Annotated in this window: 3 protein-coding genes; all 3 read right to left on the bottom strand. The window is 51.9% G+C overall.

The window, feature by feature from the left end:
* Positions 1-462: 462 nt before the first annotated feature.
* On the bottom strand, positions 463-1,161 hold the full coding sequence (locus tag M0974_RS10835) for an FkbM family methyltransferase (RefSeq protein ID WP_297836095.1): 699 nt from the start codon (positions 1,159-1,161) through the stop codon (positions 463-465).
* Positions 1,162-1,609: 448 nt separating this feature from the next.
* Positions 1,610-2,509 (bottom strand): glycosyltransferase, encoded by a 900-nt coding sequence (locus M0974_RS10830; RefSeq protein ID WP_297836093.1) that lies wholly within the window; start codon positions 2,507-2,509, stop codon positions 1,610-1,612.
* Positions 2,506-3,212: glycosyltransferase (locus M0974_RS10825; RefSeq protein ID WP_297836091.1), on the bottom strand; the 707-nt coding region annotated here is incomplete at its 5' end. The genes M0974_RS10830 and M0974_RS10825, both read right to left, overlap by 4 nt.

Here is a 3,212-nt window from a genome sequence, read left to right as displayed (position 1 = left end):
GTCCCGCCAACCATAGTGAGCCGGTATGCCCTGTGCATCAAAAAAGTGGGCGCTCCCGTTGGCATATGTGTCAGGCCTCTGAGGCCTTCGACAAGCTTGGCGCGGAGCCCAACCGACAGTATGACACGTCAGCCCGCATACCCTATTATTCTCTCACGAGCTCCGCAGGTGCGCGAGGTCAGCTGCGGAATATCAATCGGGGCGAGGTGTGCGGCAGCTTGGCCAATCTCAGAGACTCCCAAAAGAGCCGACCTCACGACGCGCTGCTCCGGGATCTTGAGAGCTTAGTGGGACAAGGCGGTGAATTGATGTCGGTTTCCCTGATGCTAATGCACCGACTCATACAGGGAGGGCAGGCGACCGGTCGATCTTGGCGAGAATATCCTCGGCCGGTTTGATCCCGGCTAATCGACGCCGCTACTCGCGGGCGCGGAGTGACGGAACAGGTCCACCAAAAGTGGATTAGACAGCCGGCTCCAGTCCCCGATGAAACGATATTGTATGGCCTGCGCAATTCGGCAGGTCGAAGCTAAAACCTTCATTGATGAGATAGCGCACCATCTTGTTCGCTGCGGCTCGGGATGGCCAATAGTGCAGCTCCATAAAAATTTTATTTATACCGGTAAGATCTGCATAGAGCAGCAGTTCACATTCTGCTCCTTCGATATCCATCATTAGAGCATTGGCGCCGAACTTTTGAATCTCATCTTCCAGACACAGCATCGGTACCTGTACAGTGCGAATGGAATTGCCCGAGGGCTCGAGCGCTGAAATCCAGAAATCCTTATTAATGTAAAAATCAACTGGTTCGCCGGCGCCACCACGAACACGGTTACGCAAAACTCCAGTGTGATAGTACAAATTTAGGCCGTTGTTACGAAAATTCTCAAGCTCGTCCGGCATAAGTTCAGGGTTCGCTTCATAACCAACGAAGTTATCAGCCCCCACTATACGGGCCATAACCATACTCACTACTCCGACAGACGATCCAACTTCGAGTATACGGTCACCAGGGCCGAAAAACTGCGTACAAAAATGCCGCTCGTTTGCTTCATACTCGCCCGTATGAAACGCCTCAACCATTCGAGGTGAATATTTTTCGGAATCTACTTTTACGTTAAGTCCCGACAAGGAAACATATTCAAGCGCCAAGCTCGCCATATTTTCTTTCCCTCTGACTACACGTGCAGATCAAAACGATGAAAACTCGTGAAACACCCAATCTGCCTCGATGAGGGCATCGGAATCTGCGGCTCCGATGATAGTTGCAATACCCCCAAAAATCAAGGGGATAGAGCTGTCCGCCCAATGGAAAATCAAGGACTGCTCATTACCGAGAAACAGATATAGGTGCTGAAGTCATCCTCTGAACAGGTAAAATTCTGCTGCGGGGACCATCCTTTAATCTGACTTGCCGTAAGCGTCCGCGAATGACGCTGACGGAGTGTCAGATCGCGCGCGCTCAACGAGTCGTTCTCGGGGAGGCTGACCTGTCTCTCGCCGTTCTCATTGAGAGTGGCTCAACAAGCCAAGGCTACGACGCGCAGCCACTCAAAATCGCGAGGCTGGGGGAGGGGCTCATCTGGCCCTGACGTCATCATGGTCGCGGCTATCCAGGCCAACCCTTGGCCGACCGGAACCAACGGGTGAAGCTGGCATAATTGCGCTCACGCAATAGGGCGTCGTGAAGCCAGCCGAGACGTGGCATCGCCAAGCTGTTTGCCGAAAGGGCATAGTCGCGCATCGCCACATAGTGTTCGTGCCGGATGAAGCCGCCACATTGGAATTCAGCAAGTGCTTCGATCAGCGTGTCGTCGGTTAGGCCGATGGCTTCGCAGAAGCCCATCAATGCATGTTGTTTATAACGGTACTTGCGCGGATCCCACTGGGTGCTGTTGGCACGAATTCGGTATTTCAGTGAGCTTTGATTCAGGTTTTCGCAGACTACTTTCGGAATGAGCCGACCCCACAACTCATAATCCTCTTCGAAGAAGCAGCTTTCATCATACCTAAAGAGCTGGCTGTCTGCCAGTTCGCGCCGGAACATCACTGTTGGATGAAAAAATGGATTGTTAACGAGAAACTCGTTTCTGATATCTTCGTAATTCAGGGGGCTGCGGTAGACGCCTTCATGCTCGCCAAAAGCGTCCACACCTGTGCCAACCATATCGACATGTGGGTGAGTAAGGAGATGACGTACTTGGTCGTGTAATCGCCACTTATACATCACGTCGTCAGCATCCATCCGCGCAATGAACTTGCCTTGCGCCGCGGAGATGCCAACGTTAAGCGCTTTAGCGATTCCTAACCCCTGCGGCAATTCAATAATCTGGATATCGCCGTCGTTGAAATCCGAGACAATTTCAAGTGTGGTGTCAGTAGAGCCGCCATCAACAACTATCAGTTCGAACGATTCGTAAACCTGATCCAGTAACGAATACATGGTTTCAGCGATATGCTCGGCAGAATTCATTGTTGGAATAACCAAGGAAACCAGAGGAAGTTTCATTGAGTTACCTTGCCCCCTGGTCGCTCAGCCTGGAATGAGACACCTTCAACCAGCCTGGCGATCTTCGCGTAAATCGAGTTCGACGTACGCACGAATGAGAGGTCAATTTTCTCCAACCACTCATGCGTCGCACCGTTCCATAAATGGAAACAATAGGCGCAAGCAAGGTCATCCGCATAAATCGCGCTCGCCTCGGAGAACATTGCTCGTTTTATATTGCCCCATAGCGGATAGAAAAATGCCCGATAGTCGAGCACCAACAATTCGTTCGGGTGGGCGGCGGCCAGTTGCACCGGCAGCTTCACCGAATGGTAGTCCCACAGGTCGTCGCGCCCCCTAGAACGGAAATAGTCGTATTCACCCAACCAGCGCGTCGAAAAACTTGCGCTGGCTCTTCCAAACATAATTGCATTGCATAAACCCGACGACGAATCTGGACCTGCCGCCTGCACCCCCATCACATACTCATATTGACGCAGTTCTTCGAAGGAACGCTGTGTGATAGTGTCGATGTCGAGATAAGCCCCGCCGACGCGGTTCAGCACCAGCATTCGAATTATATCGGCCTTATGGGCGTAATGATAAAGCCGAGCATTTCCAAAATAGTCGAAATCGCCCAATACGATGACTTCGATGTCCGCCTTTACCGAATCCCAGTTTGGCCCGGTGGGCACATGCATAGTGTAATAATAAGCCTTCCAGC

This window comes from Pseudomonas sp., assembly GCF_026224925.1.
Lineage (GTDB): Bacteria > Pseudomonadota > Gammaproteobacteria > Pseudomonadales > Pseudomonadaceae > Aquipseudomonas.
The sequence above is the reverse complement of the archived record's forward strand: the minus strand, read 5'-3'. Positions and strand labels throughout refer to the sequence as shown.